Origin of the sequence: Hamadaea sp. NPDC051192 (assembly GCF_040682475.1) — a bacterium.
Lineage (GTDB): Bacteria > Actinomycetota > Actinomycetes > Mycobacteriales > Micromonosporaceae > Hamadaea > Hamadaea flava.
The window spans coordinates 1-24,828 of the sequence record NZ_JBFBAZ010000120.1; the positions used below are offsets into that span (position 1 = coordinate 1).

Below are 24,828 nucleotides of genomic sequence, written 5' to 3' on the forward strand. Positions count from 1 at the left end.
GCCACCAGCACTGGACCTGTGAGCCCCGACCCGCCCACGCTCGAAAGCGATGACCACCATGACCCCAAACCCCACCCCCCCGGGCCCCCCCCCCCCCCCCCCCCCCCCCCCCCCCCCCCCCCCCCCCCGGCCCCCCCCCCCCCCCCCCCCCCCCCCCCCCCCGCCCCCGCCCCAACTGCGCTCACGGGGCGCTGGGCGGCTCTGGGTTGTCGGCTGGCGGGGAGGGCGGCACGACCCTGACGTTGCCGTATTCGTCCATCGTGTATGTCTCCCCGGGTAAGGCGAATCCGGCCAAGCCGATGCTGTAGATCAGGCCGATGTCGGGGCCGCCGTCAGCCCAGTACCAGGTCTTCCACAGCACACCGGTGCCTGGCAGCACGACAGCGTTGTTGCCGTTGTAGTCGGTCCCAACGCTGTTGATCCAATCGGCGACGTCTTGGAGGTTGTCGGCAGTGACTTCCATCGTGGACATACAGTTCTTCCTCCTCGGCTTACGGGTCTGCCCCGGTGACCTTGTTTCCGAGCCGCCGGAGGCTGAGGCGAGTCTCCAGTGCGGTTCCGACTCCGGCGGTGCTGGTGTTGATGCGCACGCCGATCTCGTCGCCCGCGCTGATGTTGACGCCGGGGGCACGCACGAGTCCGGTCGCGCTGGCTCCGCCGAAGCCGGGCGCGAACCCGAAGTTCAGGGTTGCTCCGCTGGTGACGTTGATGATGTAGGCGTGCCAGTACTGGTTGGCGCTGCTGCCGGTGACCAGGCCCGTCGTACGTACCCAAGCGTCGGCGTCATAGAGCCCGTCCTCGGTGACCTGGACGACGTTGTTACCGCCGACCACGAATCCGGCCGGGCGCGAGTAGAGCAGGCTCGCGGGGACGAATGGCACGAAGACGCCGCTGACGGTGAGTGCCATGCTGCCCGTCCACTTGGCCTTGGCGATCGGTAGCCCGTCGTCCTCGATGGCGGTCACCCGGTCGTCGATGCCCTTGAGCGTGGCGTCGACGTCTTCGAAGACGGCCCAGTACTCCCACGTTCGGGTGTGGTCGGGCGCGTCGGGGTAGGTCCAGCCGTAGTTGGTCGTGTTCTGCATGGGTGCTGCTCCCCTATCCGATGGTGCCGACGCAGAAGTTGCCCGTTGCGGTGGCGACGATGAGCACTCGCGATCCGGCGGCCGGGACCGGGTCGACGGCGATGGCCCGGATGCTGGCGGTGCTGTTGTCCAACGTGCACGTGAGCAGCCGGCCAGAGACGGCGGTGACTTCGCCGGTGTACCAGGTGGCGGGCCGGTCCGGGTTGGACCGGTTGAGGGTCTGGCCCACGGTCGCCATGGCTCAGCTCCCCTCGTCGTCTCTGGGCAGGGTGGACGCGGTGGCGTTCATCGCGCCCTGCGCGCCGGTCAGCGGCAGCGTGAGCGCCGTGATGCGGCCGAGGTAGGCGTCACCGTCGGCGGTGTAGATCCGGGCGACGTCGCCGAGCTGCACGCGCGGGTCGGGGACGGCGTCGACGGCTTCGGCGCGCCCGAACAGGGTGTACCGGCCGAGTAGGTTCGTGGCGGTCGCGGTGGCCTGCGCGCCGGTGGTGATCAGGTCCGATTGGAAGAACCGCGGCTTTCGCCCGAACGGGCCGGAGACCCGGATCGGGCTCGCCGGGTCGGTGATCTCCGCGACGGCGTACGGGGCCGCCGTGCCGTCGTCTGGCGTCGCGCCGGTGACCACGAGGGCGTTGTACTGCCGGTCGCGGTCTGCGTCGCGCTGGCGGCCCGTGAGGGTGCCTGCCGACCCGTCCGTGATCACGACGTCGGGCGTGGTCGCCGAGGTGATGTCGGGATGGGCGGGGGCGGCCTCGACGGTGCCGGAGTCGTCCACGTACCAGCGTGCGCCGTTCCACGCCGAGGTGAGCGCGGTCAGCGCCGCGTCGCGGTCGCGTTCCCACACCGTCCCGGAGGAGATCGCCATGTCGTCCAGGTCCGGACTCACGGCGGCCGGGAGTATCCCGTCGACGAGGCGCACGAACTCGGTCCCGTACGTGGCTCCGACCGGTGGGGACTCGGCGGCGTAGAGCCGGGCGTCCACGATCAGCTTGGACAGGTCGGCGCCCCGGATGGTGACCGTGCCGTCCTGCTCGTCGCGGGACCAGGTCGTGATCAGGTACCAGCCCATGTCCAGCAGCTCGGCCTCGCCGCCGGGGATGCGCAGCCCGGTCCGGATGCGCAAGCGCTGCCCGTAGTTGTTCAGCGGGTGCATCGGGTCGTTGCCCGGGTCCAGCCGTAGCAGCGGCGTCCGGGCCGGCACGACCACAGTGCACGATCGCTTCTGGACAGCCGAGTCATCGAACGACACGCTGCGGGGCGGCGCGGGCTGGGTTCCGCCGTTGTTGACGAAGTCCGCCAGAGCCGGGCCGGTGAGGCGCTTGCAGCGGCCGATGTTGACGGCGCGAAGCGATCCGCTCTTGATCGCGCCGTACACGGTCTTGGGGCTGCAACCGAGGATCTTCGCGGCCTCGGGAACCGTGTACATGTCGGGTAACGGCGAGGCGCTGCTGTCGGGGTTTGCCGACGCGGGAGGCATAGATCAACTTCTTCCGCCAACAGTGGTCGTCACGATGTGTGTCTGACCCCACACGAAAGGTAATGAGACATGGTCTGACGGCTGCTGGCAAGCAACCTATGCATCTCCGGTTGCTTAAGCGACTACTCAGGCCCAGCCGAGGGTACGAGGAACCACGAGACGGAACGAGGGACCACGAGAGGGTTCAGATGTCGGACTTCGCGCGACACGCCGCCGCGAACGGCTGGATTTTCCGGGCCCTAAAACTGTCCGTACCACCTGTGTGCCGAGCTTGTACGCATGTAAAACGGGTGTCACAGTGTCACGCGGTCACAGTGACAAATTCGTTTGTCGCGCGGCGAGGCTCGCGCATGCGCGTCACTGCCCGGCACGACGGGGGCGTAGGCGACGCACATCGGGAGGATCATGTCCAGGCTCACCCCAAGTCCGTTCGGCCGACTCATCCACGACGGGATCGGCCAGCTCGGTGTGACGCGTGAGCAGTTCGCCGAACTCGTCGGCGTGGCCCGTACGACGGTTCAGACCTGGCTGTCGGCAGAACGGCCGCAACCGCGCGAGGACCAGCGGCAAGCAGTAGCGGATGCGCTGGACGTCTCGCGCATCCTGGTGGACGAGGCCGTGCTGCTCGGCATGGGTTATCGGCTCACGGCTGTACCGAAGCGAACACAGTACTTGGCACGGTTAGCCGCGAGACTCAGCGATGAGGATCTAGCCGAATTTGAACGCCTTCTGCTGTCGTGCATGGCGCGCTACCGCAAAGGAAAAGAGCGGCCGGATGATGATCCCGACCGCTCTTCTGATTCTTAGGTGGCAACCGATCTAGACCAGTGCGCGGATGCTTTCCAGGCGTGAGAACATCGGCGCGGCGGCGGCTCGGATCTCGTCGGCCGCGTCGTTGAGGTGGTGCACGTACTTGTCGTACGTGAACTTGAAGTTCTTGTGCCCCGCCTGCTGCTGTAGCGACTTCAGGTCGATGCGTTTGCGTGCGAGCAGCGTCAGCAGCGAGTGGCGCAGGCTGTGCGGTGTCAGATCGCGATCTAACCCGTTGTCGCGGGCTATCTTCATCGCCTTGTTCCACCAGTACTCGTAGGTCTTATAGATCCACATATCGCCGCGCGAGTTGATGAACATCAGGGCATCCCGCGATCGGCCAGCGGAACGATCGTCAAACACCGCGTCGACTTCACGCGGATATACCACTTCGCGATACCCCGACTTCGTCTTGGGCATCCTCTTGATGTACCAGCGGCGATTCTCGTCCTCGGCCGCTACCTGGTAGATGACGATCACGCCGCGTTCCTTGTCCCGGGCCTTGATAGGCATTCCGGCGACTTCGCCATAGCGCGTACCCGTGGCGAGCATTGCCACGGTCATGTCGGCGAAGGTCCGATTTGCTGTGGCGTAGAGGGATTCGAGGAAGATCAGCGCCTCCTTCTCGGTGGCGATGACTTCGGTGATATGGCCCTCTGGTTTGGGCATGGGGACGCTCGGCATCGGATTGCTCGTGCGCAGTGGCGGCTCGCCGTCGAGCCCTTCACGGCAGCCCCATCCGAATACCGGCGCGACAACGGTTCCGCGTACGTTGGCGATCGTCTTGGGCGCGAGCCCGTTCGCCGCGAGTATGTTCTGCCATCCGATCAGCTCACGTGCGGTGATCGCGTCGAACGGCCGCGCACCGAGGTAGGGCACGACGTGCTTGTCTAGCCGTTGGTAGTAGTTACTGATCTCCTTGCCCTTCACAGAGCCCTTCTCGACCTGTTCGGCTACGTAGTGACGGGCGACATCCGCGAAGGGCGTAGACGGGTTCACAGGGCGTGCAGTGATGGCGATTGCGGGCGGCTCGGGAGTCGAGTCTTCGGCGGTGCGCACGACGTCGCCGAGTCCGAACGCGAGCAGCTGATCCTCGGTCGGCCAGCGGTTGCCGCACATCTCGACGAGGGACTTGAATCGCTCGGCCTTGTCGAGGGCGGATTGAGCGAATGTCACGACTTCTCGCGAGCCAGTGCGGCCGCCTTCGCGCCAGTAGACGCGATAGCGGATTCCGTCTTTGACCTCGCGTGCAGAAAGGCCGGCCATTGTGGTGCACCTCACTTCCAGGGTGGGCCTCGGCCGGTCCCTGGAAGGGGGCTCAAACGGGTCACGCCGGGTGTTGTGACACCCGGCGTGACACCTGGAAGATGCCGATGACCGAGGCGATCGTAAATCTTGCCTGGTCAGAGGCTCTTTTCGGAGAGCGGTGGCGGCGGGATTTGAACCCGCGGAGGGCTTGCACCCTCACACGCTTTCGAGGCGTGCTCCTTAGGCCACTCGGACACACCACCGCGCGCTACCTTACACGACCCCCAGTGCCCCGGTCACATGGGTAACCGACGCCCGGCGAACCGGTCAACGTGCGAAGATCGGGACCATGAGCACGCACATCGGAGCAAAGCCTGGCGAGATCGCCGAGCGGGTTCTCATGCCGGGTGACCCGCTGCGCGCGAAGTGGATCGCGGAGACCTTCCTCGAGGATGCGAAGTGCTACTCGACGGTCCGCAACATGTTCGGGTTCACCGGGAAGTATCGGGGCGTCGACGTCTCGATCCAGGGCTCCGGCATGGGCATGCCGTCGGCGTCGATCTACGCGCACGAGCTGATCAACGAGTACGGCGTGAAGACGCTGATCCGGGTCGGCTCCTGTGGCGCGCTCTCGGAGTCGCTCAACCTGCGCGACGTGATCGCGGCCAACGGGTCGGCGACCGACTCCAACATGAACCGGGTGCGGTTCGACGGCCTGATCGATTACGCGCCGGTGGCCGACTTCAGCCTGCTCCGCAAGGCGGTCGAGGTGGCCGAGTCGCGCGGCATCGAGATGCACGTCGGCCCGGTGCTCGCGGCGGACGCGTTCTACACCGACCGGCCGGACCTCTACGACAAGCTCGCGGACTACGGCGTGCTCGCGGTGGAGATGGAGTCGGCCGCGCTCTACACGATCGCCGCCCGCTTCCGGGCACGCGCGCTGACGATCCTCACCGTCAGCGACCACATCAAGCGCGGTGAGGCGACCACGTCCCAGGAGCGCGAGCAGACGTTCTCCCAGATGGTCGAGGTCGCCCTCGACACGGCTATCGCCTGACCAACGGCTCCACCAGCGCCAGGCCGTCCTCGGTCCACGGCACGGGTACGCCGGCCGCGAAGTCCATCTTGACCATGACGCGGCGGCCTTCGGCGTACACGGTGGTGTGGTCCGCGGACAGGAATCGGAAGCCGTAGACGGCGCTGGTGCGGCCGAGCTTGTCGATCCAGAAGTGGACGTCGACCGGGCCGGTGCCGCGGATGGGCACGTTGTAGGTGATCGTGAACTCGCGTACGCCGACGACCATGTCCTCCGTGGTCGGACGCCCGTTGGCGAACGAGTAGCCGTGTTCGCTGAACCAGGTCGACACGGCGCGCTCCAGCAGGAGGGCGTACCGGGAGTTGTGCACGACGGCGGAGGCGTCGAGGTCGTCGAAGTGCACGACGACTTCGCGGATCACGCCGGCGTGCTGCAGGGTCTCGGTCATCATTCCTCCGGAAGCAGGGTCGGATCAGTGGTCAGCGCGTTCAGCCGGGTGAGGACCGCCGTACGCGCGTGAGCGGTGCTCACGGAGAGCAGCCGGGTATGCAGCATCGCGGCGACGCCGGCCGCGTCGATCTCGAAGGCGAGCTGCGCCAGGTCGACATCGGCGGGGAGTTCCCCGAGTTCGACCGCCTCGCGGACGAGCCGCCGCAGCAGGGTGAGCCATTCGCCGAGCACCTCGCCCAGCCGGTCGGACACCACCCCCGTACGCCCGGTGTGCTCGAACTCGGCGACGGCGAAGAAGCAGCCGCCCGGAAGGACTCCGTCCGCGTAGAACCGCAGCCTCGCCTCATGAAGCGCGAAGATCCGGCGTACGCCGCGGGGCTGGTGGAGAGCCGGGGCGACGACGAGGTCGGCCCACATCTTGCGGGCGTGCTCGATCGCGGCGAGCTGCAGCTCTTCCTTCGAGCGCCAGTGTGCGAACAGGCCCGACTTGCTGACTCCGAGCCGTTCGGCGAGCTGGCCCAGGGACAGGCCGTCCAGGCCGGATTCGGTGGCCATCGCGACCGCGGCGTCCAGGACGGCGGTACGCGTCCGGTCGCCGCGGACGACTCGGCCGTCCGTCTTCGCACTCACGACTACAGCCTAGATACATGACCGATCGGTCGTGAAGTTACTTGTGCGACTCGTCACTCAGTCCGGCCGTATTCGGCGTTGCGGAAGAAGTCGCGGAGGAGGGCGCCGCACTCGTCGGCCAGCACTCCGGCGTACACCTCGGGTCGATGGTTGAGCCGCCGGTCGCGCAAGACGTCCCAGAGTGAGCCGACCGCGCCGGTCTTAGGTTCCCAGGCGCCGAACACGACGGTGCCGAGCCGAGCGAGCGTGATCGCGCCCGCGCACATCGTGCACGGTTCGAGGGTGACCACGAGCGTGCAGCCGTCGAGGTGCGAGGTGCCGAGCCGAGCGGCGGCCCGCCGGATCGCGACGATCTCGGCGTGGGCGGTCGGGTCCAGGTCGAACTCGCGCTCGTTGTGGCCGACCGCGATCTCGACGCCGTCCCGGTCGAGCAGGATCGCGCCGACCGGCACATCACCCTGAGCGACCGCGGTACGCGCCACTTCCAGCGCGCGGCGCATCCACCGGGCGTGCCGCTCGGCGAGCGCGGTCACGCCTCGCGCAGCTCTTCGACCTCGTCGGCGCAGCCGATGATCTGGGTGATCTCGGCCGTGACGTCGGCCGGCATGAGCCCGTCGGTCGCGCACAGCTCCAGCAGGTGGTGCGCGGAGACGCCGAGATCGGCGAGCAGGTCGGCGTCGCCGATCGGATTCACCGTCGGATCGGCGGCCGGGCGCTCCTCTTCCTCGGTCTCGGTGTCCTCGGCGAAGTCGTCGGCGTCGGTCGGCTCCAGGGCCGGCTCGATCGTGCCGCCGAGCGTCAGGTCGCCCAGCAGCAGCTTGCCCAGCCGGGACTCGTCGACGAAGGCCGAGTCGGAGCCGAAGACGCGTAGATCCTCGCCGTCGTCGAGACGCATGACGGCCAGGTAGGAGTCGTCGGACTCCACGAAGAGCAGCGACACGGACGCGGACAAGTCGACGTCACGCAAGCGGTCGGCGACATCCTCGACATCGGCGGCGTCGCTCAGGTCGAGTTCAGTGGCGGTCCACCCGGAGCGGCCCCGGACCACCGCGGCGGCAAAGTGCGACACGATCGTCTTCCTTGAAGGTCAACTTCAGTCCCCGCGACAACGGGGCCTTGTGTGACAGTATCCGGTGACCTCGGCGTTCAGCGGAGGCCACGAGTCATCCGGCGAGTCTGCGCCGCAAAGCGATGAGATCCCGCAGCTGATCGCCGCGAGCACGCCGAGGGGCGAGGCGTACGCGCACCGACTTGGCGTCGGCGAGCTCCGACAGGAGCTGGATCCGCCGGCGCCGCCGTTCCGGGTCAAGCCGTTGCAGCGTCCACACGAAGCTGAGACTGCCCGCACCGACGTCGCACGTCAAGCCCACTATTGCCACTGTACGGCTACCGAACGTCACCACAACGGCCATGTCCCGGTCTGCACCCACGTGACCCCCAGAGCGACCGCCGTACTCGACCATCCGATGGCTAATGCGACGGCGATTCCGGCCGCCACACCCCGGTCGCCATGGCGGAGCAACGCCAGCGCGGCGAGCCATGCGGCCGCCCCGGCGCCGAGCGTCCACCAGGCGTACCCGGCCAGGTCGGCGGCGAGCGTACCGAAGCCGGCCAGCCACGCGCCCGCTCCGGCCAGCCCCGCGAGCACTGCCGGTACGCGTACCGGATAGGGCTCGCGCAAAGTCGGTCTCATGTCCCGGTTAACGGGTTCGACCGCACACGGTGTCGGCCGGCGTTGCCACCAGATCAGGGATAAGCAGGCCAAACGCGCCCATGATCACAGGCATATCCGTGATCTGCCGCCAAACCGGCAGGCGGCGAACGCTAGGGGTGGGCGGGGCGAACGGCCGTCACGGTACGCCGATCCCCCGCCACGTCGATGATCCAGCCGCCGACACCGCCGAGCCGCCGCAGCACGTCGGCCCGGGCGGGCAGGTCGGCCGAGTCGCCGGCCAACGCGGGCCACTGCGACCGGGCTTCGAATCCCGGCCGCAACCAGGGCCGCAGGGCCCGGATGGGGTCGGCGCGGTGCAGCAGCGTACCGGCCTTCTCCAGGTCGGCCATCAACGCGTCGAGCGCCTCGGCGACCGGTTCGGCGTTGCCGCCGGCCAGCTCGGCTGTCAGTTCGGGCCGGGTCGCGGCTACTCGCGTACCGTCCCGGAAGGAGCCGGCGGCCAGCGTGGCGCTGAGCGGGTCGGCCGCGATGCTCGCGGCGAGGGCGGCGGCCAGCAGATGCGGGAGGTGGCTGACGCGGGCCACCGAACGGTCGTGGTCGGCGGCCGTCGTCGGGACCACCCGGGCGCCCAGCGAGGTCACCAGCGCCGCGAGATGCAGCCAGTCCGGCAGCGAGGTCTCCTCTTCGAGGCAGAGGACCCAGGCGCACTGCGTGAACAGGTACGGGTCGGCCGCCTCGAAGCCGGACTGATCCCGGCCGACCATCGGGTGCCCGCCGACGAATCCGGCCAACGGGGTGGCCGCCCGGCGCATCCGTTCCTCGACGAGCTCGCGTACGGGTTCCTTGACGCTGGTGACATCGGTGATCAGCCCGGTGAAGCCCGCATCGACCAGTTCGTCCAGCACCCCGGCCACCGACGTCAGCGGAACCGCCAGCACGACCAGTTCGGAGGGCCTGCCTGCCTCCCCGACCGAGGCCGCGATCTGCCACCGATGGTCCGCCGACGCCTTCGCGGCCGCCGTCCGCGCCGTTGCGCGTATCGCTGGATCGGCGTCGTAACCGAGCACCCGGTGGCCGGCCACGGCGAGGGCGCGCAGCAGAGATCCGCCGATGAGACCAAGACCGATCACCGCGATATTCACGACGGAAGCGTGCCACAGCCTAGTGGCTCGCTGTTCGCTGCCTCGTTGTATCCGATATGTCACGAGTTGTTCGCACTCTGACCGCTGGCCTCATCATCGCTGGAGCGCTGTTCCCCGGCGTCGCGCAAGCAGATGTGCGGGCCTCTCCCGAACCGACGGTGACCTTCGACGGCGCCATCCAGAGCATGGCCTACCTGGGCGATCGGCTTTACGTGGGCGGCGATTTCACGCACGCGATCGACACCGCGGGCAAGCTGGTCCCCCGGACCCGGCTCGCCGCGCTCGACGCGCGGACCGGGCAACTGCTCGACTGGAGCCCGGTCGCGGACGGCCGTGTGCGGGCCATCGCGGCGACCGACCGCGGCGTCTACGTGGGTGGCGATTTCGGCTCCGTCAACGGCCTGACCCGCGACAATCTCGCGCAGATCGACCCGGTCACCGGCGCGCTCGCCCCGTTCCGCCACTCCGTCTACGGCCATCCGCACGCCATCGCGGTCAGCGGCAGCCGGATCTACGTCGGCGGCACGATCACCCGGATCGACGGGCAGCCCCGCAGCCGCCTCGCCGCCTTCGACCTGGCCACCGGCGCGCTCGATCCACAGTGGAAGCCCGCTGCGGAGGACTCCGTCAACGCCATCGTCGCCACGGGCGACCGGGTCCTGCTCGGCGGCGCGTTCATGCAGGTCAACGGACTCAAGAACACCGCACGCATCGCGGTGGTCGATCCCCGCACCGGCGCGGTCCGGCCCGCGTTCCGAAGCACCATAGAGTACGCCGTGAGCAGCCTGTCGCTGACGGGAAGCGTCCTTTACGCGGCCGTCGCGGGCCGGGGCGGCCGGGCGATGGCGCTCGACGCGACGACCGGCGCGACGCAGTGGACCGTGACCGCCGACGGCGACGTCCAATCCGTGGTACGCGTGAACGACACGATCCTCATGGGCGGCCACTTCGACCGCATCTGCAAGTCCGCCGTGGTCGGTGACAAGGGAGCCTGCCAAGAGGGGTCGACGACCCGGATCAAACTCGCCGCGCTGGACCCGTCCGGCCGGCTGCGGCCGTGGCTCGCCGACGCGAACGGCGTCATGGGCGTGGAGGCCATGGCCGCCAGTCCGCGTCTCGGCAAGGCCGCCGCGGGCGGCTCCTTCACCCAGATCAACGGCGCGATCCAGCGCCGCTTCGCCCAGTTCCGCCTCTAGAACTTGGGGAGGAGGGCGGAGAGGGCGCTCACCACGAAGGGCGTGAGGATGACGAGCCCCGAGCGCAGATCGCCGAACGTGGTCTGATCGAGGCCGAGCAGCTTCTCCAGCTTGCCGAGATCCTCGGCCGCGCCGATCAGCTCACCCTGGGGCACCGCGTCCAGCTTGAAGTTGCGCTGCACATACGTGTTGGCCCGGCGGCGCAACGTCGTCGCGGCCGGCACGTACATGATGCCGACGATGAACGAGCCGATCGCCCCGGCGAAGATGACCACGATCGGGTCCTGCTTGTCCCCGAACTCCAGCGCCGCCCGGTTGACCGCCATCACCAGCAGCACCAGCACCCCGAGTTCGCTCAGCATCCGCGAGACCGTACGCCGCAGCCAGAGCAGCGTCTCCAGTTGCTGGCCGACCGAACCGGGAAGCTTGCGCCGGGTCAGCAGCTGCACCGCGGTCAGCGTCGCCGCGAGCGGCAGCGCGCCGATGATGGCGATGATCGACAACGCCCAGCCGCGCGGGGTGATCGCCGAGGAGACCACCGGGGTGAGCCACATGAGCCCGATCGCGATGGCCACCACCAGGATCAGCATCGGCAGCACCCGCCAGAGGGAGATCGGGCGGATGCGGCTGACCTCCCGCCAGCGGGAGATCCCGAAGCCGAAGCCTTCCCCCGCCGCCGCGCCCATCAACGCGCCGACGAGGACGTAGAGCACCCACTTCTGCACCGACTCGTCGTCGTGCGGGCTGGTCGCCGCGATGGCACCGGCCAGCACCGACCCGACGAGCAATGCCACCAGGCGGAAGTCGCCGATGGCGCGGGTCTCGAACTCCTCGAGATCTTCCGGCACCCGGCCGTCCGGGATCTGCTCGATCGTCACCGACTCGGCGGTCATCTCGCCCCGATCCCTTCCAGGATCTCCAGCAGGACGTCGCGGCTCTGCTTGTGCAGCAGGTCGCTGGTCCAGCCCTCCTTCAACTCCAGCTGCTCCCCGTTGCGCATGAGGAGGGTCGCCTTCAGCGGCACCTTCTTGGCGATCGTCACCGACGCGATCTCCTCGTACGGGACGAAGGTGTAGCGCTTGGCCAGTTCGGCCACCGGAGCGGACCGGAGCGCCGTCGCCATGCGCTGGTTGCCCTCGTTGCTGTCGCCGCCACCGGCGATGAGGATCAGGCCGTTGTCGAGGATCAGCATGTCGCAGTCGGTCTTGCCGACCTTGGTGTTGCCGATGCCGCCGATGACGTCGGCGTTCTTGGCGGTCGCCACCGCCTCGACGACCCGGGCCTGATCGACCGCGATGCCCAGCTGCGCCAGATGCGTACGCGCCTGCCCGACGGTCCGCGAGTCGGCGGCCAGCTTCGCCAACGCCTCGAAGTCGACCGGCTGGCCGTTCGGCCCCATCAGCTCCGCCCGCTGCGACCACGAATGCACCCAGTGAACCTGCCCGCTGCGCAGGGCGGCGAGGGTCAGCAGCGGCTGCAACACCTGATGGAGCTGGGCGTACGCCTCGTGCGGGGGCGCGCTCGGGAAGAATCCCTCGGCCAGCTGCTGTCCGCGGCCGGCCTCGATCGCGTACAGGAGATCGGTCAGGGCGACGTCTCGGACGTTGAGCACCCGCGCCGCCTGCCGGAACAGGTCGTCACAGGTGTCCTGCAGCCGCGCGTTGTTCGAGGCCTGCGCGATCTCCGACCAGTCGCCGGTCACCTTCCGGTCGCCGACGTTGACCACGGACTGCTGCAGCTGTTCGCCGAGCTGGTCCAGGGCCGGGATCAGCGCCCCGGCCAGCCGGGTGTCCTCGACGAGCGACACCGGCGGAAGCTGGCGTACGCGGGCGACGCGCTCGCCGATCGGCGGGTGGGTGTCCCACACCGACTTCTTCTCGGGCGGCGGCTGGTTGCGCAGCTCGGCCAGTTCGTCGCGACGAGCCTGGGACATGTCGTGGAAGCCGCGGAAGATGTCGCGCGGCAGGAATCCCGCCTGCGAAGCCGGTCCGACGTAACGGTCGAAGTAGAACGACCAGGCGGCGTCGATCACCGGCAGCTCGGCCAGCGCGGACGCGGCGGCGTGCGTACCGGCGACCCGGACCGCGATCAGGTCGGCCTCCCGCTCCTGCGCCCGCGACGCGGCGTTGTCGACCAGCAGATAGATCCGCCCGTACGCCCGGAACGGCAGGCCCATGAGGCTGCCGGAGAGGTGGTCGAGCGCGCCGCCGATGGCGAGGCGTCCCCGGAACGCGACCGCGCCCAGCCGAGTATGAGCGTTGGAGTAGTGGCCGAGTTCGTGCCCGATGACCGCCCGGAACTGGCTGACGTTCAGCGACACCAGCAAGGGCATGCCGATGTACAGGTAACGCCGGCCGCCGATGAGACCGAGTAGCTGCGAGTCCTCGGAGACGGCCGCGTTCACCTCGGGCACGATCCGGATCTCGTCCGGGGCACGGGTGCCGGCTGCTTCGGCGAGACGGCGTACCTCGAACCAGAGTTCCGGCGCGCGGTGCGGATCGAGGGCGACCCCGTCCGGCGGCGGCGCCTTGTAGAACAGGGCTCGCTTGGCACCCACGACGATCGCGCCACCGAAGCCCAGCACAGCCAGCAGCACCAGCTTGACCGCGGCGTGGCTGTGGCCCATCGCCCAGATTCCGACGCCGACCCCGGCTACCAGCAGGACCAGCGCGAAGATGAAGAACCCCGCGAGCATCACCAAGCTGGCCAGGGCTCGCAGACGTGCGATCACGGCACCTCCCCCAAGTCGTGTCGACACGTGCGCCGCTGCACAGTACGCCGTTCAACGCGTGCAAACAATGCCCGTCTGGAAGGCTGGACCGGTGAACCCGCTCCGGAACGCCCTGCGCGGCGACTGCCACGTCCACACCGACTGGTCCGACGGCGGTGCGTCGCTGGCCGACATGGTCCGCGGCGCCGCCGAACAAGGCCATGACTACGTAGTCATCACCGATCACTCGCCCCGGCTGACCATCGCGAACGGGCTGACCGCCGCCCGGCTGCGCCGTCAGCTAGCCGAGGTCTCCGAGATCAACGCGGCGCTCATGGGCACCGGGCTCCGCGTGCTCACCGGCATCGAGGTGGACATCCTGGCCGACGGCAGCCTGGATCAGGACCCCGAGCTGCTCGCCGAGCTGGACGTCGTGGTCGGCTCCGTCCACAGCGGACTTCGGGACGACCGGGCGGTGATGACCCGGCGCATGGTCACCGCGCTCGCGGACCCCCACCTCGACATCCTCGGCCACTGCACCGGCCGCAAGCTGCGGGTGAAGACGGATGCCGCGCACGCGGCGTCGCGCTGGCGGCCGCCGAGCGACTTCGACGCCGACGCCGTCTTCGCCGCCGCCGTGCGGTACGACAAGGCGATCGAGGTCAACTGCCGGCCCGACCGCCGCGATCCGCCGAGCGAGCTGCTCAAGCGGGCCGCCGGGGTGACCGGCCTGCGGTTCGCGATCGACACCGACGCGCACGCCGTCGACCAGCTCGGCTGGCAGGAGCTGGGCTGCGAACGGGCGCAGACCGCCGGGCTGACCGCCGACCGTGTGGTCAACGCCATGGACGCCGACGCCCTGCTCGACTGGTGCGCGTCACACACGAACTGAGTCCCGGCTGCGCGGCGTCTCGGGGACGGGCTCGGGAGTCCGTCGCGGCAGCCGGATCAGGCCTTGGGCGACCGCGACCCCGGTCAGCACGACGAGCGCGCCGACCGGCAGGTTCCAGGTCAGCGACTCGCCCAGCAGGACGATGCCGAGGGTCGTGGCGACCAGTGGCACCAGATAGGTCACGAAGGCGGCCGTCGACGCCCCGGCACTCGTGATGACCCGCATGTTCAAGGCGAACGCCACCCCGCTGCCGAAGACGCCCAGCGCCAGCATCGACCCGATGGCCTTCAGCGACAGCTCGCCCGGGGTGGGCGGGGCGCCCGCCGACAGCAGGGCGGCCGGCACGATGGCGATGGCGGCGACGATGCTCTGCCCGGCGGCGATGGAGATCCCGGCCACGCCGCGGCCGGTGGTGAAGCGCTTGATGTACGGAATGGACACTCCGTAGCAGAACGCGGCCAGGGCGCACATGAGCTGGCCGGTCAGGTCGGCTCCGCCGCTGTGCCAGAAGCCCAGGACGACCAGTACGCCCACGAAGCCCAGTGCCAGGCCGAGCGCCGAGCGTACGCGGAACTTCTCGGTGCGGAAGACGAACACCGCGAACGGCAGCACCCACAACGCGGTCGTGGCGTTCCAGATCCCGGCGACCAGGCTCGGCACCCGCTCCTCGCCCAGCGGGAACAACGTGAACGGGACCGCGACGCCGATGACGCCGGGGACGACCAGGTGCGCCCACATCTTCGGATCACGCGGCAGCCGCGCCTTCAGCAGCACCATGATCACGAGGAGAGTGATCGCGCCGAGGACGATCCGGATGGCGCCCACCCAGATCGCCGGCATCTCCAGGACGCCGTACTTGATGAAGACGAAGCTCGCGCCCCAGATCAGGACGTTCGCCGCGAAAGCGGGCAGCCACACGGCGGAGCTGCCCTTGTCAGGGGTGATAGGCGCGGTCACTCCTGACACACTGCCAGATCCCCCGGCCTTCGGTCGCGCGGGATTCGGTCGCCGTGACGCGATTTACTGCCTGCGTCGGCCGGGGTTCGTCCGCTAGGTTCGACCCCATGGGACGGATTGACGACATCGCCAACCAGTACGTGGAGGAGTGGGCCCCACTCAGCCCGATCGGCGCCACGTACGTGGGCATCACCGGATACGACGACAAACTCGACGACCTCTCCCCGGAGGGCTTCGCCGCGCAGGCCGACCTGACTCGGCGTACCGTGGCGGCGCTCGACGCCACCGAACCGGAGGGCGACACCGAGTTCGTGGCACGCGAGGCGATGCTCGAACGACTGAACCTGTCGCTGGCCCGCTACGAGGCCGGTGAGGACGAGAGCGAGATCAACGTGATCTCGTCCGCGATCCACGGCGTACGCCAGGTCTTCGACCTCATGCCCACCGAGGGCGAGGACGCCGCGGCCAACATCGCGGCCCGCATGGAGTTGATCCCGGCGGCGGTCGAGCAGTACCAACGCACCGTGCTGAAGGCGGCGGCCGAGGGACACGTCTCGGCCCGCCAGCAGATCATCGAGGTCGCCAAGCAGTGCGACATCTGGACCGATCCGGCCGGCGACGACTTCTACCACGGGCTGGCCCGCCGGCTGAACGCGAGCGGCGCGCTGGCGAACCGGCTCGCCGAGGCGGCCGCCGCGGCCACCGCCGCGACCTCGTCCTTCGGGGAGTTCCTGCGGACCGAGCTGGCCCCGAAGGGACGCGAGAAGCAGGCCGCCGGCCGCGAGCGGTACGCCCTCGCCTCGCAGTACTTCCTGGGCGCGCAGGTCGACCTGGACGAGACGTACGCCTGGGGCTTCGAAGAGCTGCACCGGCTGGAGACGGAGATGCGCGCCGTGTCGGCCGAGATCGCCGGTCCGGGCTCCTCGATCGACGACGCCGTCACCAAGCTCGACGCCGATCCGAAGTACCGCATCGACGGCAAGGAGGCGTTCCGCGAGTGGATGCAGAGCCTCGCCGAGCGCGCCATCAGCGACCTGAACGGTACGCACTTCGACATCCCGCAGCAGATCCAGCGGATCGAGGCCTGCCTGGCCCCGACGTCCGACGGCGGCATCTACTACACCGGACCGAGCGAGGACTTCAGCCGCCCCGGCCGGATGTGGTGGGCCGTGCCGCAGGGCATCGACTCGTTCTCCACCTGGCGTGAGGTCACCACCGTCTACCACGAGGGCGTACCCGGTCACCACCTGCAGGTCGCGCAGACGGCGTACCGGTCGGAGTTGCTGAACCGGTGGCAGCGGCTGCTCTGCTGGTGCTCCGGGCACGGCGAGGGCTGGGCGCTGTACTCCGAGCGTCTGATGGACGATCTCGGCTACCTGGCCGACCCGGCCGACAAGCTCGGCATGCTCGACGGCCAGGCGTTCCGCGCCGCCCGGGTGATCGTCGACATCGGCATGCACCTGGAGTTGGAGATCCCGCGCGACAACCCGTTCGGCTTCCACCCGGGCGAGCGCTGGACGCCCGAGCTGGGCTGGGAGTTCATGCGGGCGCACTGCCGCGTGCCCGACGAGAACCTGCGCTTCGAGCTGAACCGCTACCTGGGCTGGCCGGGGCAGGCCCCCTCCTACAAGGTCGGCGAGCGGATCTGGCTCCAGGCCCGGGACGACGCCAAGCGGCGTAAGGGCGCCGACTTCGACCTCAAGACGTTCCACCGGGACGCGCTCAACCTGGGCTCACTCGGGCTGGACCCGTTGCAGAAGGCGCTCGCCCGCCTCTGACCGGCGTACGCGAAGGGCGGGCACCCGATTCGGGTGCCCGCCCTCGTCATGTCTGCGGAATGGCGCAGCCGCTCAGACCGGCTTCGTGACCAGTTGCGGCTTGGCCGTCAGCACGTCCGCGTTCACCCAGACCAGATCGATCTGCGGATCCGTGAAGATGATCGGGATCAGCGGCGGGATCGGGATGTCCGGCGGGTGCGACGGCGAGTAGTCCACCGGGAGCAGGCCGAACAGCTTGGCCTGGAACCGGCTGGTGTAGAAGACGACGTTCTGCCGCACGGTCAGGTGATCCGTGACGAAGTCGATGTCCGGCGACTTTCCCCGGCCATACGTGTGCAGCTTGAAGTCGTCGGTGACGGAACTGTCCATGGTGAACTTCAGCACCGAGATCGGGCCGTCCGCAGTCGGCAGTTCTACGATGCCCTGGAACGCCAGGTTGACCATGGTGACCTTCGAACCGGTCAGCAGCCCCGGCTTGGCCGTGACGTCGACCTGGCCGGCCGCGGCCGTCAGCCGCTTCGCCGGCGGAACGGCCGACGCCGAAGGCGACGCCGACTGTCCGGTGCAGGGGTTCGCCGTACGCCGAGGTACCGGCGACTTGGTCGTGGTCGGCTTCGTCGAGGTCTTCACCCCCGGCGACGTGGCCGTCGTCGGGTCGGCCTTCGACGCCGACGTGCTGGGCGACGGGCTGTCCGGCGTCAGCAGGTCGACCAGACCGTCGACGATCTGCCCGAGGATGCCGGTCGACGGCGAGGGCGACGCGGAGGGCGACGCCTTCGCCGACGGGCTGGCCGACGGCGCCGGAGCCGCCGGCGAGGTGCTCGCCGACGGCTTCGGAGCGCGGGTGGTGCTGCGGCTCGGAGTCGGACAGCCGGCTCCGTAGGCCGCGGGCGCGGACCGCATCGCGACGACGCCGATGCCCGCGATCAGCAGCGGCACCATCGAGATGGCGAGCAGCTTGCCGCGGGCGGCTCCGCCGGCCCGGCCCCGGTCGAGGTCGGGCTCTCCGAGGTCCGGGTCACGGATCTCCTCGGTGGCCGCGTGCCGCGGGTTGTGGTCGTCCTCCTCGGCGTCCGCCGCCGACTCCGGCTCGTCGTCCGAGCGGGGTTCGCCGGAGTAGAGGACCGGGTTGGGGTCGACCGGAGTCCACGAGAAGATCAGCGCACCGGCGGTCATCCCGAGCAGGGTGCCCAGGATCCAGCCGCCGAAGTTCACGCCGATCAGCGCGTAGACCGAGATGAACGCGGTGATGATCCCGTAGAAGGCCCGCTGGGCCGGGGTGAACCAGGCCAGGAACCCCGCAAGGACCAGCATCAGGGGAATCAGGTACGCCTGGAAGCCCTCGACGCCCACCTTGAGCACGATGTCGCCGATGGACGTCTGCGTCGAGGCGTAGACCTCGATGCCGGCCAGGATCGCCAGCAGTCCACCCCAGAACGGCCGAGCCCGCCGCCAGGCACTGAATTTCTGCCAGAAGGAAGGCGTCTCCGCTCGGTCGGCCGGCGAGAACAGCTCCTCGGCGGCCGGATTCCTCTCCGGAGGGGTGAATTCCATGGGGTTGTGCCTCCATGCAACGCGGGGTAACCGCCGAACCGGCCGCTCACGGGTAGAGCGGCCGGCCGGGGTCACGCCATGGGCGCGGTCAGTTCAGGGCCGAGTCGGCGAAGCACTCGTAACCCGTGAGGTCCACCTTCATGGACAGGCCGTTGAGGGTGAACGTGCCCGCGTTCGTGCTGTACGCGCGCTGCTTCAGGTTGTGGATCTCGACCTTGTCGGCCTCCTGGCCGAACGCGCCGGTCTGACCGTGGCTGCTGAAGCCGTCCTTGGACAGCGCGGAGGCGTCGGTGCCGATGTCGATGTTCGTGAACGTCGCGTCACCGGCGAGGGCGTCCATGCCGATGAGCAGGTTCTCGGCGCTGGCCGGGTTGCCCGCCTCGCGGCCGGCCCGGATGACCAGCGAGAGGTGACCGGGCACGACGACGACCGACTGGCAGAGGTTGCTCAGCGTGGCCGACTTGATGCCCGACGCGGCGACGGGGATCTGCGTGCCGTCCTTCTTGACGGCCACGCTCCCGTACTGGGTGAAGCCGGTGCCGTTGAGCTGGTCAGCGCTGATCTTGAAGCTCTGACCGGAGACGTTGAGCGCGACGGGCACCTTGCCCTGCGCCACGCCCGTCATCAGGCCGCCGGCGACGACCGCCGCCGGGATGACGACGGCAGCGAACCGCCGCCACCTGGTGCGACCCTGCACCAGGTTGCCGTTCGAGTCCTTCACTGGGGGTCCTCCTCGAAGCTTTTGCCCGTCGTACGCCGTTAACGCGGATCGGCCCTGCGGTAGCCGAGAGGGAGCGTGGATGGCAACGGACGGCATTGTTGTGTCACGCATGTTTCCGCTCCGCGAGATGCGTCACAACCCCTGTTGCTACTCACCGGTAACCGTGAATCCGACGTGAGACCTGATCAAGTGACTCTGCGTTAATCACCTGGAGTTTTCGATTCGGATGCGGGCGATATTTCAGGACAGACAATCGGAAGATCACTACACAGCGTCAAGATCACGCACCACGTAACATTTTGATAACGCGACAGCGCATCGGACGCTTGGGGGATGGCAGTCCGGACCCGCGTACGGCAAACCTCGTGCTTCCGTCCAGAACCCTCCACCTGGTCGCCCACCCCGAAGGTGATAAGTGTCTATCGATGAACTGATTCGACGTAGTAATACTTCTCGACTACGTTGAGCGGCTTTTGGTAGTTGATGGAACCCCAGTGACAGTGATCTACTACTCAGGCGAGCCTGTCAGGGAGAAGAAGATGACCGCCAAGTACGTCAAGCTTGCGGACACGATCCGTGAACAGATCAAGTCTGGTGAGCTGCGCGCCGGGGACAAGCTGCCGTCGATCTCGCAACTCCGGGAGGAATACGGCATCAGCTACGGCTCCGTCCGCGGCGCGATGCTGGTCCTCAAGGCCGAAGGCTTGATCGAGGGACGCCAGGGAGAGGCCGTCTACGTGAAGGATCGCGAGGCTTCCTGACGGCGGCCCGCGTACGACGCGAAGGCCGGCCCCAGACCGAGTTCAGCCCCCATCCCAGCGGGATGGGGGCTGAACGACGTGGCGAGGCGCCCCGCACGATCAACGACAAAGGGCCTCCCACCGGCAGGTGGAAGACCCTTTGATCAAGAGCGCGCCCGAAGGGACTCGAACCCCTAACCTTCTGATCCGTAGTCAGATGCTCTATCCGTTGAGCTACGGGCGCTCGGCGCCCGCTCAGTCTACACAAGGTCCACCGAGCGGACTAATCGGGTTTCCCCGGTCACATCGAGCACGAGACCCGAGTGATCGGCGAGCGGAGGCTCGGGGATTTGAACCCCGGATGGGCGTTAAACCCAAACCGCATTAGCAGTGCGGCGCCATAGACCGGACTAGGCGAAGCCTCCAACGGCGATCGGTGAGATCGTCGCCGGACGAGAATACCCTGCCCTCCCGAGCGAGAGCAAAGCGACTATCCGGTGGGGCGCCAAGACCGCCGTCACAGCGCCCCCACCGTGTCGCACGTCTCCGATATCGTGAGCGCCTCACGGGGATTCTCAGCGGGCGTTCAGCCCGCCCCCGACCCGTCCTTTCTCACCCCTCGAGGAAGCATGAGCAGATCACCTCTGCGTCGGATCGGATCCATTGTCGTCGCTATCGCGATCGCAACCTTCGGTTTGACGCCCATGGCCCACGCGGCCACCCCCGGCACCATCTCCGGCACCTTCACCGCCAACGGCGCCCCGCTGGAAGGCGTCTGGGTCAACGCGTACTCGGACGAGACCGACACCTACGGCGACGCCCCGACCGACGCCTCCGGGCACTACTCGATGACCGGGCTGCAGCCCGGTCGCTACATCGTCGTGTTCCAGCCGCCCGGCCGGCCGAGCCAGTACGCCTACGGCAAGGTGTCATCGGACGCCGCTGACTTGATCACCGTCACCGCCGGCGCCACCACGACGGTGAACGACAGCGCGCTGCCGGCCGGCACCATCAGCGGCGTAGTCACCGACAGCCAGGGACACCCGGCGCCCGACGTCCAGGTTTCCGCCTCCAGCCCCAGCGGCGGCTACGGCTTCGGCATGACGCAGTACGACGGTTCGTACGCCATCGCAGTACCCCCGGGCACCTACACCGTCTCCTTCCGTATCGGCTCGGTGGAGCAGTTCGCCCACGGCAAGAGCTATCAGGACGCCGACGTGTTCGACGTGACCGCGAACGCGACGACCACCGTCGACGAGACTCTCCAGCCGACTGGTTCGATCGGCGGCCATGTCACCCGGTCGGACGGCACGCCGGCCGTGGACGTCGAGGTCACGGCGCTGCAAGCCACGGGCAACAGCGCCGGTTACGCGACGACCGACGGCAACGGCGACTACCGCCTCGACTACCTGATCCCCGGCTCGTACCGAGTGCAGTTCACGCTCCCGTCGGGGGCGACACAGCTCGCTCACGACCAGCGCTCGGAAGCGACCGCCGCGTCGTTCACCGTCACCGGTGGCGGTGTCGTGACCGTCGACGAGAGCCTCCTGCCCACCGGCTCGATCGCCGGTCGGCTGACCACCCAGGCGGGTGCCGGGATCGCGGACGTCTACGTGTCGCTCTCCTCCACCATGACGAACGAGTACCTCTCGACCCAGACGGACGGCAGCGGCAACTACGCAATCGACGAGGTCTTCGCCGGCTCCGGGTACAAGGTCCACTTCTTCAGCCCGGATCAGCACATCGATCAATGGGCGCCGGGTAAGCGGACCGTCGAGACGGCCACCGCCTTCACCGTGACCGGTGGCGACACGACCACGGTGAACGACAAGAAGCTGGCGTCCGGCTCGGTGAAGATCACGGCGAAGGACTCCGTCACCGGCGCTGCGATCAGCTCCTTCAACGCGTACCTCGGCGAGTCGGGCGCCATCAACGGCAGCAGCACCAACGGCTCGCTGATCCTCAGCGACGTGGCGGCCGGCGCGTGGGACCTCAGCGTGTCCGCCACCGGCTACGTCTTCCAGACGGTTCCGGTGACGGTTACCGCCGGTCAGCAGACCGCGGTAACGGTGACGATGCGCCCCACCGGGAAGATCAAGGTCAAGGTCGTCGACCGGGCGACCGGGGCCGGTCTGAAGGACTTCGTCGTGCTCGCGTTGAGCCCGAAGGGCTTCGTCATGCCGGAGGGCATCGACGGCAGGACCGCCGCCGACGGCACCAAGACGGTGACGGTCAACACCGGCGGCTCCTACCACCTGTTCGTCTTCCCCAAGACCGGGAGCGGCTTCGGCGCCCAATGGGTCGGGCCGAACGGCGGCACGGGAAGCGAGCTGCTCGCCTCGACGTTCACCGTCGCCAACGGCCAGACCATCACGCCGCCGACGATCCTCATGGACAAGGCGGGCACGATCACCGGGAAGGTCACCAGCGAGACCGGCAACCCGATCGCGTACGGCGGCGTGACCATGGCGCCGCAGGCGTACCACGCGGGGGGCGGATTCGGTCAGGTCGACGTGGCCGCCGACGGTACCTACAAGATCGACTTCCTCGGTCCGTACACCTGGCCGCTGCTCTTCACGGCCAAGGATCACGCCTTCCAGTGGAGTGACGGCACCGGTTACCGCTACCCGGCGGCGACTCCGCTGCCGAGGCGTACGACGTCGCAGACGGCGGCAGGCCCGACCAGCGTCACGTCCGTCCTGCCCCGGCGGACCCCGGTCGCCAACGGCGTCCCGGTTCAGTCCGGCCAGACGACCACCTTCAACTACACGATGAAGGCGGGCGTCGTGGTCAAGGTGTTCGGCGTGGCCGACGACTTCGTCGACGCGCACAACGTGACCACCGGCGACTTCCAGGCCAGCGGCTGGATTCAGGATCCGGCCGAGGGCGCGTCGCTGCGGATCCTTCCCGGCACCACCGTCAAGTTCCAGCGCACCCGCGACTGGAAGTGGTGCGGCGGGGCCGATTTCGCCCATGCCACCACCTACACCGTGACCAGTTCGACGACGCAGACCTTCACCTGCACCGTCAGCTGATCGCACGAAACGCAAGGAGGCCGGGCGAATCTCGCCCGGCCTCCTTCGCGTACCGGCCTAGTAGTCGGCGAAGGCGTCGTACTTCACGCGCATCGACGGCACCTGCAGTTCGTTGAGCGCCCGCAGCGTCGCGCGGATCATCGCGGGCGAGCCGGACAGGTAGAAGTCGTGGTCCTGCCACGGGCCATAGCGGCGTACGACCTCGCTGAGCAGACCCTCCTCCCCGCCCCAGCCGGAATCGTGCGAGCAGACCGGCATCAGCGACAGCCACGGGAAGACGCTTGCCAGCCGTTGCAGGTCGGGCAGGTCGTAGAGGTCGTCCCGATCCCGCGCGCCGTAGAACACGTGCACCCACCGGGTCCGGTTGAAGGTCGCCAGCTCCTCGATGATCGCCTTGATCGGCGCCAGCCCGGTGCCGCCGGCGATCAGCACGATGTCGCGCTGCGACCGCCGGTCGACGGCCATCGTTCCCATGGGAGCCGCCAGCCGGAGCATGTCGCCGGGGAGCGTACGCCGGACCAGCGCGCCGGACACCCAGCCCGCGCCCAGCGCCCGGATGTGGAAGTCCATGGTGCCGTCGGCCCGGGGCGCGTTGGCGATGGAATAGGTACGCCAGACGCGCGGCTGGTACTTCGGGCATTCCAGGCTGACGTACTGGCCTGGACGGAATTCCAGGTGTTGCAGCGGGCGTACGCGCATGATGCCGATGTCGCGCCCGCGCCGTTCGTGGCTGACGACCTCGGCGTGGACGAATGCGGGGTTGGTGTCGGCCTCCGCTCCGGCCAGCATCTTGCGCGCGATGACGTCGTACGCGTCCCGCCACGCCTGGTCGTACTCGGGAGTCCAATCGCCCCGGCCGAAGGTGCGCAGCGCTTCCAGCAGCGCGGCGCCGACTACTTCGTACTGCTCCGGGACGACTTGGAACTTGCGGTGGTCGCGGCCGAGGGACCGCAGGTACTCGTCGAATCGTTCGGGATCGTCGACGGTCTGGATGGCGCTGACGATCGCGCCCAGCAGACGGGCTCGCTGGACGTCCATGGTGACCGGGAACAGGTCTCTGACTTCGGGACGACCTAGGAAAATGCGGGCGTAGAAGTAGCCGGCCAACTTGTCCTGGTCCTCTTCGACGAGGGTCCAGGACTCCTTCAACAGCCGTTGTAGGTCGGACACGTAACGACTCTCGCGACAATCAGTGACGGCAAGTCGCACAACTTGTGCGATAGTGCGGTGCGTGAGGAACCTCGCGGTACGCCGTCGCAACGAGTTGCTACTGGTCCTCGGCCTTTCACTTGGACAATCGGCGATTTATTCGTTGGTGTCGTTGATCGCCAAACTGACCAAGCCCGGTCCGTTGTCCAGCCAGACGTCGGCGCTCAACGTCTCCCGCTCGGTCCGGCCGTACTTCGACCTCACGTACCAGCTGCTCGACATCTTCTTCGCCCTCGTGGTGGTCGGGCTCGCGTACCACTTGCTGAATCGGGACCCCGGACGGCCGCGCCTGGTCCTCGGTCTGGACCTGCGACGGCCCTGGTTCGACCTGGGCGGGGGCGCGGCGCTGGCCGCGCTGATCGGGATTCCGGGGCTTGGTCTTTACTTCGGTGCGCGCGCCCTCGGCCTGAACACCGAGGTGAGCGCGTCGGGATGCCGAGCCTGTGGTGGTCCGTGCCGGTGCTGATCCTCTCCGCCGTGCAG

At 68.4% G+C, this 24,828-nt stretch carries 24 protein-coding genes, 3 tRNA genes and 2 pseudogenes; 8 read left to right on the forward strand and 21 right to left on the reverse strand.

Annotated elements, in window-relative coordinates:
- Positions 1–181 precede the first annotated feature (181 nt).
- From AB0M47_RS33230 to AB0M47_RS33245, 4 genes are read right to left on the reverse strand one after another with little or no spacing between them, the layout of a single operon-like run.
- Complete coding sequence (locus tag AB0M47_RS33230; RefSeq protein WP_363421123.1) at positions 182–472, reverse strand: hypothetical protein; 291 nt, start codon at positions 470–472, stop codon at positions 182–184.
- 19 nt (positions 473–491) lie between these two features.
- Positions 492–1,085, reverse strand: a complete 594-nt coding sequence (locus tag AB0M47_RS33235; protein WP_363421125.1) for a hypothetical protein — start codon at positions 1,083–1,085, stop codon at positions 492–494.
- A gap of 13 nt (positions 1,086–1,098) precedes the next feature.
- Positions 1,099–1,323 (reverse strand): hypothetical protein, encoded by a 225-nt coding sequence (locus AB0M47_RS33240; RefSeq protein WP_363421127.1) that lies wholly within the window; start codon positions 1,321–1,323, stop codon positions 1,099–1,101.
- Between the two features lie 3 nt (positions 1,324–1,326).
- On the reverse strand, positions 1,327–2,562 hold the full coding sequence (locus AB0M47_RS33245; RefSeq protein ID WP_363421129.1) for a DUF5047 domain-containing protein: 1,236 nt from the start codon (positions 2,560–2,562) through the stop codon (positions 1,327–1,329).
- A gap of 405 nt (positions 2,563–2,967) precedes the next feature.
- On the opposite strand from AB0M47_RS33245, the gene AB0M47_RS33250 reads away from it, so the two are divergent.
- On the forward strand, positions 2,968–3,369 hold the full coding sequence (locus AB0M47_RS33250; protein ID WP_363421131.1) for a helix-turn-helix transcriptional regulator: 402 nt from the start codon (positions 2,968–2,970) through the stop codon (positions 3,367–3,369).
- A 12-nt stretch (positions 3,370–3,381) separates the two neighbouring features.
- On the opposite strand, the gene AB0M47_RS33255 is transcribed toward AB0M47_RS33250, so the two are convergent.
- Together AB0M47_RS33255 and AB0M47_RS33260 are read right to left on the reverse strand one after the other, a co-directional pair.
- Positions 3,382–4,638, reverse strand: a complete 1,257-nt coding sequence (locus AB0M47_RS33255; RefSeq protein WP_363421133.1) for a tyrosine-type recombinase/integrase — start codon at positions 4,636–4,638, stop codon at positions 3,382–3,384.
- Between the two features lie 158 nt (positions 4,639–4,796).
- Positions 4,797–4,883 (reverse strand) — tRNA-Ser (locus AB0M47_RS33260).
- A gap of 86 nt (positions 4,884–4,969) precedes the next feature.
- Between AB0M47_RS33260 and deoD the strand changes: the two genes are divergently transcribed.
- Complete coding sequence (gene deoD, locus AB0M47_RS33265; RefSeq protein WP_363421135.1) at positions 4,970–5,677, forward strand: purine-nucleoside phosphorylase; 708 nt, start codon at positions 4,970–4,972, stop codon at positions 5,675–5,677.
- Here the strand turns inward: deoD and AB0M47_RS33270 are convergent.
- The 7 genes from AB0M47_RS33270 to AB0M47_RS33300 all read right to left on the reverse strand — a co-directional run bounded on the left by AB0M47_RS33270 (position 5,667) and on the right by AB0M47_RS33300 (position 9,553).
- Positions 5,667–6,104 carry a hotdog domain-containing protein gene (locus AB0M47_RS33270; protein ID WP_253759432.1) on the reverse strand — a complete coding sequence of 146 codons (438 nt, stop codon included), beginning with the start codon at positions 6,102–6,104 and terminating at the stop codon, positions 5,667–5,669. The genes deoD and AB0M47_RS33270 overlap by 11 nt on opposite strands.
- On the reverse strand, positions 6,104–6,736 hold the full coding sequence (locus AB0M47_RS33275) for a TetR/AcrR family transcriptional regulator (protein ID WP_363421138.1): 633 nt from the start codon (positions 6,734–6,736) through the stop codon (positions 6,104–6,106). Before AB0M47_RS33275 ends, AB0M47_RS33270 begins: the two co-directional genes overlap by 1 nt.
- Positions 6,737–6,789: 53 nt before the next feature.
- Positions 6,790–7,269, reverse strand: coding sequence for a tRNA adenosine(34) deaminase TadA (gene tadA, locus AB0M47_RS33280; RefSeq protein ID WP_363421140.1), 480 nt, complete (start codon positions 7,267–7,269; stop codon positions 6,790–6,792).
- On the reverse strand, positions 7,266–7,805 hold the full coding sequence (locus AB0M47_RS33285; RefSeq protein ID WP_253759428.1) for a tRNA adenosine deaminase-associated protein: 540 nt from the start codon (positions 7,803–7,805) through the stop codon (positions 7,266–7,268). The genes tadA and AB0M47_RS33285 overlap by 4 nt, the downstream gene beginning before the upstream one ends.
- A gap of 94 nt (positions 7,806–7,899) precedes the next feature.
- Positions 7,900–8,106, reverse strand: coding sequence for a hypothetical protein (locus AB0M47_RS33290; RefSeq protein WP_363421141.1), 207 nt, complete (start codon positions 8,104–8,106; stop codon positions 7,900–7,902).
- Positions 8,107–8,132: 26 nt separating this feature from the next.
- Positions 8,133–8,429, reverse strand: coding sequence for a hypothetical protein (locus tag AB0M47_RS33295; RefSeq protein ID WP_253759425.1), 297 nt, complete (start codon positions 8,427–8,429; stop codon positions 8,133–8,135).
- A gap of 131 nt (positions 8,430–8,560) precedes the next feature.
- Positions 8,561–9,553 (reverse strand): prephenate dehydrogenase/arogenate dehydrogenase family protein, encoded by a 993-nt coding sequence (locus AB0M47_RS33300; protein WP_363421143.1) that lies wholly within the window; start codon positions 9,551–9,553, stop codon positions 8,561–8,563.
- A 56-nt stretch (positions 9,554–9,609) separates the two neighbouring features.
- Here AB0M47_RS33300 and AB0M47_RS33305 point away from each other — a divergent pair, with 56 nt between their 5' ends.
- Positions 9,610–10,749 (forward strand): PQQ-binding-like beta-propeller repeat protein, encoded by a 1,140-nt coding sequence (locus AB0M47_RS33305; RefSeq protein WP_363421145.1) that lies wholly within the window; start codon positions 9,610–9,612, stop codon positions 10,747–10,749.
- Here the strand turns inward: AB0M47_RS33305 and AB0M47_RS33310 are convergent.
- Both AB0M47_RS33310 and AB0M47_RS33315 read right to left on the reverse strand, forming a co-directional pair.
- Positions 10,746–11,642: a hypothetical protein gene (locus tag AB0M47_RS33310; RefSeq protein ID WP_363421147.1), complete on the reverse strand. Its 897-nt coding sequence runs from the start codon at positions 11,640–11,642 to the stop codon at positions 10,746–10,748. The genes AB0M47_RS33305 and AB0M47_RS33310 overlap by 4 nt on opposite strands.
- Entirely contained in the window at positions 11,639–13,480 is a 1,842-nt protein-coding gene (locus AB0M47_RS33315) for a M48 family metallopeptidase (protein ID WP_363421149.1), read from the reverse strand. The genes AB0M47_RS33310 and AB0M47_RS33315 overlap by 4 nt, the downstream gene beginning before the upstream one ends.
- Before the next feature lie 100 nt (positions 13,481–13,580).
- On the opposite strand from AB0M47_RS33315, the pseudogene AB0M47_RS33320 reads away from it, so the two are divergent.
- Positions 13,581–14,351, forward strand: a pseudogene (locus AB0M47_RS33320) (PHP domain-containing protein); the annotation flags it as partial.
- Here AB0M47_RS33320 and AB0M47_RS33325 read toward each other — a convergent pair.
- The gene (locus tag AB0M47_RS33325; RefSeq protein ID WP_363421151.1) at positions 14,337–15,308 is read right to left on the reverse strand and encodes a DMT family transporter; all 972 of its coding nucleotides are present in this window, start codon (positions 15,306–15,308) and stop codon (positions 14,337–14,339) included. The pseudogene AB0M47_RS33320 and the gene AB0M47_RS33325 sit on opposite strands and share 15 nt — an antisense overlap.
- Positions 15,309–15,415: 107 nt before the next feature.
- On the opposite strand from AB0M47_RS33325, the gene AB0M47_RS33330 reads away from it, so the two are divergent.
- Entirely contained in the window at positions 15,416–17,086 is a 1,671-nt protein-coding gene (locus AB0M47_RS33330; RefSeq protein ID WP_363421153.1) for a DUF885 domain-containing protein, read from the forward strand.
- A gap of 72 nt (positions 17,087–17,158) precedes the next feature.
- On the opposite strand, the gene AB0M47_RS33335 is transcribed toward AB0M47_RS33330, so the two are convergent.
- Both AB0M47_RS33335 and AB0M47_RS33340 read right to left on the reverse strand, forming a co-directional pair.
- On the reverse strand, positions 17,159–18,640 hold the full coding sequence (locus AB0M47_RS33335; protein ID WP_363421155.1) for a DUF6114 domain-containing protein: 1,482 nt from the start codon (positions 18,638–18,640) through the stop codon (positions 17,159–17,161).
- Between the two features lie 88 nt (positions 18,641–18,728).
- Positions 18,729–19,361, reverse strand: a complete 633-nt coding sequence (locus tag AB0M47_RS33340) for a DUF6230 family protein (protein WP_253759407.1) — start codon at positions 19,359–19,361, stop codon at positions 18,729–18,731.
- 539 nt (positions 19,362–19,900) lie between these two features.
- Here AB0M47_RS33340 and AB0M47_RS33345 point away from each other — a divergent pair.
- Positions 19,901–20,122 carry a winged helix-turn-helix domain-containing protein gene (locus tag AB0M47_RS33345; protein WP_253759405.1) on the forward strand — a complete coding sequence of 74 codons (222 nt, stop codon included), beginning with the start codon at positions 19,901–19,903 and terminating at the stop codon, positions 20,120–20,122.
- Positions 20,123–20,272: 150 nt separating this feature from the next.
- Here the strand turns inward: AB0M47_RS33345 and AB0M47_RS33350 are convergent.
- Positions 20,273–20,345: transfer RNA gene (locus AB0M47_RS33350), tRNA-Arg, on the reverse strand.
- Between the two features lie 91 nt (positions 20,346–20,436).
- A tRNA-Ser gene (locus tag AB0M47_RS33355) sits at positions 20,437–20,526 on the reverse strand.
- 279 nt (positions 20,527–20,805) lie between these two features.
- Here AB0M47_RS33355 and AB0M47_RS33360 point away from each other — a divergent pair.
- Positions 20,806–23,136: a carboxypeptidase regulatory-like domain-containing protein gene (locus tag AB0M47_RS33360; protein WP_363421158.1), complete on the forward strand. Its 2,331-nt coding sequence runs from the start codon at positions 20,806–20,808 to the stop codon at positions 23,134–23,136.
- A 57-nt stretch (positions 23,137–23,193) separates the two neighbouring features.
- Here AB0M47_RS33360 and AB0M47_RS33365 read toward each other — a convergent pair whose 3' ends face one another.
- The gene (locus tag AB0M47_RS33365) at positions 23,194–24,306 is read right to left on the reverse strand and encodes a globin domain-containing protein (RefSeq protein WP_253759401.1); all 1,113 of its coding nucleotides are present in this window, start codon (positions 24,304–24,306) and stop codon (positions 23,194–23,196) included.
- 49 nt (positions 24,307–24,355) lie between these two features.
- On the opposite strand from AB0M47_RS33365, the pseudogene AB0M47_RS33370 reads away from it, so the two are divergent.
- Positions 24,356–24,828 (forward strand): annotated as a pseudogene (locus AB0M47_RS33370) (CPBP family intramembrane glutamate endopeptidase); the annotation flags it as partial.